At 69.1% G+C, this 6693-nt stretch carries 9 protein-coding genes and 1 pseudogene; 3 read left to right on the top strand and 7 right to left on the bottom strand.

Annotation, left to right across the window (positions count from 1 at the left end):
* Window positions 1-534, bottom strand: a 534-nt coding sequence (locus VJ655_RS05870; protein ID WP_324110130.1) for a GNAT family N-acetyltransferase, incomplete at its 3' end; no start/stop codon positions are given.
* Between the two features lie 80 nt (window positions 535-614).
* Between VJ655_RS05870 and VJ655_RS05865 the strand changes: the two genes are divergently transcribed.
* Window positions 615-1607, top strand: a complete 993-nt coding sequence (locus VJ655_RS05865; protein WP_324110129.1) for an acyltransferase — start codon at window positions 615-617, stop codon at window positions 1605-1607.
* On the opposite strand, the gene VJ655_RS05860 is transcribed toward VJ655_RS05865, so the two are convergent.
* Window positions 1579-2664, bottom strand: a complete 1086-nt coding sequence (locus VJ655_RS05860; RefSeq protein WP_324110128.1) for a 5-(carboxyamino)imidazole ribonucleotide synthase — start codon at window positions 2662-2664, stop codon at window positions 1579-1581. The two genes, VJ655_RS05865 and VJ655_RS05860, sit on opposite strands and share 29 nt — an antisense overlap.
* 6 nt (window positions 2665-2670) lie before the next feature.
* Window positions 2671-3162, bottom strand: a complete 492-nt coding sequence (gene purE / locus VJ655_RS05855) for a 5-(carboxyamino)imidazole ribonucleotide mutase (RefSeq protein ID WP_324110126.1) — start codon at window positions 3160-3162, stop codon at window positions 2671-2673.
* A gap of 193 nt (window positions 3163-3355) precedes the next feature.
* Here purE and VJ655_RS05850 point away from each other — a divergent pair, with 193 nt between their 5' ends.
* Complete coding sequence (locus tag VJ655_RS05850) at window positions 3356-4072, top strand: GGDEF domain-containing protein (protein WP_324110125.1); 717 nt, start codon at window positions 3356-3358, stop codon at window positions 4070-4072.
* A gap of 317 nt (window positions 4073-4389) precedes the next feature.
* Window positions 4390-4788, top strand: a complete 399-nt coding sequence (locus tag VJ655_RS05845; RefSeq protein ID WP_324110124.1) for a hypothetical protein — start codon at window positions 4390-4392, stop codon at window positions 4786-4788.
* A gap of 125 nt (window positions 4789-4913) precedes the next feature.
* Here VJ655_RS05845 and VJ655_RS05840 read toward each other — a convergent pair whose 3' ends face one another.
* From VJ655_RS05840 to VJ655_RS05825, 4 genes and pseudogenes are all read right to left on the bottom strand, one after another.
* The gene (locus VJ655_RS05840) at window positions 4914-5288 is read right to left on the bottom strand and encodes a cytochrome c (RefSeq protein ID WP_324110123.1); all 375 of its coding nucleotides are present in this window, start codon (window positions 5286-5288) and stop codon (window positions 4914-4916) included.
* A 96-nt stretch (window positions 5289-5384) separates the two neighbouring features.
* The gene (locus tag VJ655_RS05835) at window positions 5385-5729 is read right to left on the bottom strand and encodes a lipoprotein (RefSeq protein ID WP_324110122.1); all 345 of its coding nucleotides are present in this window, start codon (window positions 5727-5729) and stop codon (window positions 5385-5387) included.
* Window positions 5726-6187, bottom strand: a complete 462-nt coding sequence (locus VJ655_RS05830) for a DNA polymerase III subunit chi (protein WP_324110121.1) — start codon at window positions 6185-6187, stop codon at window positions 5726-5728. The genes VJ655_RS05835 and VJ655_RS05830 overlap by 4 nt, the downstream gene beginning before the upstream one ends.
* A gap of 119 nt (window positions 6188-6306) precedes the next feature.
* Window positions 6307-6693 (bottom strand): annotated as a pseudogene (locus VJ655_RS05825) (leucyl aminopeptidase); the annotation flags it as partial.

Here is a 6693-nt window from a genome sequence, read left to right as displayed (position 1 = left end):
TTTCCGCTGTCGCCAGTCTTCCGCCGTCTGGCCCCACATCTGCGTCGGGCCCGCCACGTCCATGGGCGGGGGCAGGACGACCATCTCCAGCAGACGCGAGCCCAGCCTGCCGGCCACGGCTTGGGAACCCAGGTTCTCCGGGTGGATCATGTGGGCGACCGACGTCCAGCCCAAGGTCTCGAACACATGCTCCAGGCAGGCCCCGGCCGCCTCGGTGGCGTAGCCCTGGCCCCAGGCCGAGCGGTGCAGCATCCAGCCGACTTCCGGGGCCGGCCAGCCCTCCGGAAGCCACGGACCGACGCGCCCGATCCAGCGGCCGGTGGCCTTCTCGATCGCCGAGAACTGGCCAAAACCCCTTAGCGGCCACATGCCCACGACCTGGGCCAGGGCCCGCCAGGCCACGCTGCGCGGCATGGCGCCGCCCAGATGGCGCATGCACTCGGCGTCGCCGTGGAATTCCGCCCAGCCGGCGTCGAAGTCGGCTTGCACCGGCGCCCGCAGAATGAGCCGTTCGGTCTCAATGATGGCCGTCATCATTCTCCCCCAGGCTCGGCCCTTGCCTAGCCCACCTGTTCCGGACGTAAGCTCCGCCATGCGCTCCACGAGAGTTTGCAATGGGCGGTTTCGATTATCTACGGCTGATCGCGGCGATCCTGGTGGTCGCCCATCACGCGCGCGTCCTGAACGGATGGCCGCCGCTGGTCCTCGGCCAGGGTCTTGATCTGGGCGCCTTGGGCGTGGGCGTCTTTTTCGTGATCAGCGGATACCTGGTGTCCGCCAGCCTGGAGCGCTCGCCCCGGATCGGCGTCTTCCTGGCCAAGCGCGCGCTGCGGGTCTTTCCCGGCCTTTTGGCGGCCTTGCTGGTCACCGCCTTCGTCCTGGGACCGCTGGTCACGTCGCTGGATCCGCTCGACTACCTGTCGGATGCGGACGTCTACGGCTACGTGCTGAGGACCATGACGCTGTACGCGGTGGCCTACGACCTGCCCGGCGTCTTCTTGAACGCGCCTGTAGCCGGGGTGGTCAATGGCTCGCTGTGGACCCTGCGGCTGGAGTTCACCGCCTATCTCGCCCTCGCGGTCCTGGGCGCGGCGCGGCGGGCCACGCCCGGGGTCCTGGCGAGTCTGGCCCTGGTCGCGGCGGCGGGGTCGATCGCCCTCCACGCCGCCGGTCTGGACGCTCGCGGCGCGCTCTTCCGGATCGCCTATCTGGCCGGCGTCAACGGCTTCCTGTTCCTGGCCGGCGCGGCCTTGCAGGCGTGCCGGATACGCCCGCCCCTTTGGACGACCCTGACGGCGATGATCTTCCTGGTCACCCCGGCCTGGTTCCTTGGCCTGCCGCTGATCGTGCTGCGCCTGGGCTTGCTGGACGCGCCCCGGCCGCCGGTCGACCTGTCGTATGGCCTCTACATCTACAGCTTTCCGCTGCAGCAGTGGTTGGCCCAGGAGCATCAGCTGACCCTGGCGACCTCGCTGGCCGTGACCCTGCCCTTCGCCCTGGCGTCGTGGATGCTGGTCGAGAAGCCGGCGCTGCGGCTGAAGACGAGGCTCGCGCCGCGCGCCTCCCCGCCCGTCCCGCTCAGTCCCGCAGCGGCCTTAAGCGATTGACGTGGCCCATCTTGCGGCCCGGGCGAGCCTGGCCCTTGCCGTAGAGATGGATGCGGGTCTCCGGCTCGGCGGCCAGCTTCTTCCAGGCGTCGACGTCGGCGCCCAGCAGGTTGGTCATCTCGACATGGGCCAGGGGCTGGGTCGGCCCCAGCGGCCAGCCGGCGACGGCGCGGATGTGCTGCTCGAACTGGTCGACCTCGCAGCCGTCCTGGGTCCAGTGGCCGGTGTTGTGGACGCGCGGCGCGAATTCGTTGACCAGCAGCTTGCCGCCCGAGAGCTCGAACAGCTCGACGCCGATCACGCCGACGTAGTCGAGGGCGGTCAGGATCTTGGCGGCGATCGACTCGGCCTGGTCGCGGGTGGCGGGACTGATCTTGGCCGGCGCGACGGTGCGGCGCAGGACGCCGCCCTCGTGATGGTTCTCGCAGACCGGATAGCAGGCGATCTCGCCGTCGCGGCCGCGGGCGGCGATCACCGAGAGCTCGCGGCCGAAGTCGGCCGGCGCTTCGAGGATGGCGGCCTGGCGACCGATGCGGTCATAGGCGGCCTCGGCCTCGCCGGCGCGCTGGATCCAGACCTGGCCCTTGCCGTCATAGCCCTCGCGGCGGGTCTTCAGCAGCGACGGCGCGCCGATCAGGGCGATCGCCTCGGCCAGACTCTCGCTGTCGTTGACCGCCGCGAAGGCCACGGTCGGCACGCCGATCTCGGCCAGGAAGCTCTTCTCGGCCACGCGATCCTGGGCGGCGGCCAGGGCCTTGGCGCCGGGCGAGACCATCGCGCCCAGGGCGGTCAGCTCGGCCACGGTGTCGGCCGGGACGTTCTCGAACTCGTAGGTGACGACGTCGCAGGCCTCGGCCAGGCGCTTCAGCGCCCAGCGGTCGTCATAGGGCGCGACGATCTGGCGGGCCGAGACGCGGCCGGCCGGCGAGGCCTCTTCCGGATCCAGGATCACCACGTCGAAGCCCAGGCGCGCGGCGGCCAGGGACAGCATCCGGCCCAATTGCCCGCCGCCGAGGACGCCGATGGTCGAGCCGGGAACCAGGGGAAACGAAACCATCTGTCCTTAGTCCTCGACGCTTTCGACGACGCTGTCGGTCTGGGCCGCGCGGAAGGCCGACAGCCGCTGGGCCAGGGCCGCGTCCGACAGGGCCAGGATCTGGGCGGCCAGCAGGCCGGCGTTCTTGGCGCCCGCCTCGCCGATCGCCAGGGTCGCCACCGGCACGCCGCCGGGCATCTGCACGATCGACAGCAGGGAATCGAGCCCGGAGAGCGCCTTGGACTGCACGGGCACGCCCAGCACCGGCAGATTGGTCATCGAGGCGGCCATGCCCGGCAGGTGCGCCGCGCCGCCGGCCCCGGCGATGATGATCTTGTAGCCGGCCTTTTCCGCGCCGGTGGCGAAGTCGAACAGGCGCTGGGGCGTGCGGTGGGCCGAAACGATCTTGGCCTCCCACGCCACGCCCAGGTCGTCCAGGGCGTCGGCCGCGCCCTTCATGGTCGGCCAGTCCGAACGGCTGCCCATGATGATGGCGACAGGCGGCGTGGATCCGGACATCGGCGTCATCCCCTTGCTGGAAGCCGCCCCGTATGCGCGTCCGCCGCCTTCGCGCAAGCCTAAAACGACAGCGGACGCCTCAAAGACAGGCGCGCGCCCCCATGCGCCCGCGACCAATCGGCGCCCCGATTGCGCCGGACGCGGTTCGCGTTAACCATGATGAAGCTGTGCCATTCCGATTCCCAGTAAGGTCATGAAGATTACCGGCGCCCGGACCGAACCCTTCGCCGCCATCCGCAAGCGCGCCCTGGCGCGGGCGGGGGCCCAGGTCGCGGTCCGCGAGGTCTCCGCGCCCGACAGCGCCGCCTTCCTGGGCTTGGCCGAGGCCGACATGACGCCAAAGGTCGTCGAGGCCCTGCAGACCCTGATGACCGAAATCCAGGACCTTCGGAACGAGGTCTCGGTGCTCAAGCTGCGGCTGAACGAGGCCCAGGGCCTGGCCGACATGGACGTGCTGACCCCAGTGCTGAACCGGCGGGCGTTCCTGCGCGAGATGAAGCGGGTCGCCGCCTTCGCCCAGCGCTACGGCTCGCCGGCCAGCGTGGCCTTCTTCGACCTGGACGGCTTCAAGAGCGTCAACGACCGCTTCGGCCACGCGGCCGGGGACCAGGCCCTGAAGGCGGTGGCCAAGCGCCTGCTGGCCAATGTCCGCGAGAGCGACATCGTCGGCCGGATGGGCGGCGACGAATTCGCCGTGCTGCTGGCCCAGGCCGACAACGAGACCGCCCAGGCCAAGGCCCGGAGCCTGGCGGAAGCCATTCGCGCCACGCCGGTCGAATTCGGCGAATGGTCCGCGCCCCTGCACATCTCGTTCGGGGTGCGCGAGATCGCGCCCGGCGCCGACCCCGAGGTCGCCCTGGCCGAGGCGGACGCGGCCATGCTCCTGAGCAAGCGCAGGGCCGTCGCCTAGGGCGGCTCGAAGTTCGCCATTCAAGGCGGCGTTCGATCAATAACTCGCCTTCCTGGGCCTTGTGCCCAGGACCCATGCCGGCGGCAGTTTGGATTTAGAAGCGAGCCGGGGCTGAACAGCCCAGAGCGCTGGTCAAACTCGGCGACCTCGGAACGATGGGTCCTGGGCACAAGGCCCAGGAAGGCGGGAATTTTACACCGCCTTGAATGTCGTCCTAGAGCCGCCTCAAAACGCTCCTCTCGTTTTCAGAGAGGGTAAACGCCCCTAAACCATGAAGTTTAGTGGTTAAGCGACATCTCGCGTTCATGGTGTGCGACATGACAACGCACCCCGCCCGCAACAACGTCGTCGCCAACCCCGAAGGTCTTTCGGCCCAAGTGGTGCTGGAAGCGTTCGGCCAATGGGTCAACGATCGGATCGGCGAAGCCATGCGGATCGAGATGGACCTGGCCTTCCGGGACCGTCCGTTCGACATCGAGATCGGCCGTTCGCCGGCCTTGGTGGGCTGGGAGCACAGGTTCATTCCGCCGGGCGCGCCCGCTCCCAAGGGCAAGATGTGGACCGTCTATCGCCTGCACGACCAGGAAGGCCGCCCGGCCCACCTGCCGCGTTCGGGCGACCTGGTCGAAGATCTGACGCCGCTGCTGGGCGAACTGGGCTATCTGGGCGTCTTCGACGGCCAGGTGGCGATGTTCCCGGGCGTCGGCAAGCGGTAGGCGGCCGTACCGCGCCAAATGAAGCTCCCTCGGGCTTGGGAGTCTTTGATCCCGCATAAGAACCCAACCTTCCCAGCATTTGCCGGGAAGATCGGGCGTCAGGATGAAGCCTGAAACCTAGCCCCCTACCGCCCCGGCTTCAGCGACCGGATATAGGCCGTGACGTCGGCGATGTCGGTCTTGCTCATCTGCTTGGCGGGCATCGAATAGTGGCCGACCTGCGAGATGGTCTCCAATTCCCAATCCAGGCGGTTCTCTGCGTAGCGGCGCGAGATGTCCTCGAACGTCGGCGCGCCGGGCTTGGGGCTGGTGGCGTCGCCCCGCACCGTATGGCAGCCGGAGCATTCCCGGCGCGCGAAGACGCCGCCCCGCGCCGGGGATCCGGCCACGGTGTCGGCCTCGACCGCCCGGTGCTCGGACGGCGAGGACTGCGCCGATGCGGCTCCGCTCGCGGCGGCGACGCCCAGCACCAGAAAACCCGTCAACGCCAAACGCCGCATCGCCAAGCCTCCATCCATGACACGGACGATGAACGACCGCGCTTCGCAAGCCAAGTCAGAACGTTTGCGTAAGGCGCGTCAACCTGTGGACGAGCTTCAGCCGCACTTGACCTGTTGCACCACGCCGGTGTCGGCGTTGAACAGGATGTTCAGGCGATCGGGCCGATAATCCATCGTCACCGGACAGGTCGTGCAAGCCACGCGCCAGCGCGACGGGTCGACCGGCGCCGGCAGGCTGGTGCGCGGCTTGCCGACATATTGCTGGGCGTCCTTGAGGCCGCACTGGTCCTTCTCGGGCTCGGCCGTGGGCGGCGTGGCCGGCAGGGCGATGGCCGGCGGCGCGGTGGGCGTGCTGGGCGGAGGCGGCGGCGCGGGTTCGGGCGCGCTGGAGCATGAGGCCAGGACCAGCGCCAGGCCAAGTCCGAACACGATGCGCTTCATGCCTGCTTCTCCCAACCGCGTTCGGCCCCCTGGCGCCAATAGGACACCGGATGGCCCGCCTTCTTGAACACCGCCCAACGTCCCCGCGCCTGCGCCAGGGCCTGATCGTCCCTGCCGTCGAACAGCAGGATGCAGCGAGAAACCCCTGAAAGATCTCCAGGATCCGCCCCGTCGATCAGGAACACCGCGTCGCCGTGGTTGGGATTGCCGTCCTCGCCGGTCAGCAGCACCGGCTGGCGCTCGGCCATCGGCTCGCTGGCCAGGCCGTGCGGCAGGAAGCTGTCCTCGCGATAGGTCCAGAGGTGCTGGTCCAGCGCTTCCAGGCGGCGAGGATCGCCGCCGCGCACCAGCGCCGTCCAGCCCCGCCCGAGCGTCTTTTCCAGAAGCTCGGGCAGCACCGCCTCGAGCGGGCTGCGCTCCAGGTGATAGAACCAGACCTCGCAGGGGTTATCTGTCATCGAAATTCCGTGTCATCCCGGGCGAGCGTAGCGAAGACCCGGGACCGCCGGAAGCGCGGCGTTCGCGGCGGTCCCGGCTCGGCGCGCTTCGCGCTGGGCCGGGATGACAGCTCTCATGGTCAGCCTTCGTAGGCGTCGGCGACCAGGCGGTTCAGCAGGCGCACGCCGAAACCGGCCGCGCCGTCCGGCACGGTCGGGTCGGTGGACGGCTTCTTCCAGGCCACCGAGGCGATGTCGAGGTGGGCCCACGGCACGCCGTTGACGAACTTCTGCAGGAACAGGCCCGCCGTGATCGAGCCCGCCGGACGGCCGCCGATGTTCTTCATGTCGGCGATCGGACTTTCGATCTGCTTTTCGTAGGCGGCCGGCAGCGGCAGGCGCCACAGGGTCTCGCGCTCGGCCTTGCCCGCCGCGAGAAGTTTTTCCGACAAGCCGTCGTTATTGCTGAACAAACCGGCGTAGTCATGACCCAGGGAAATGATGATCGCGCCGGTCAGGGTGGCCAG

It is taken from the genome of Caulobacter sp. (genome assembly GCF_035254145.1).
In the GTDB taxonomy this organism is placed as follows: Bacteria; Pseudomonadota; Alphaproteobacteria; order Caulobacterales; family Caulobacteraceae; genus Caulobacter.
Note: the sequence above shows the minus strand (reverse complement) of the source record. Positions and strands in the feature narration are given on the sequence as shown.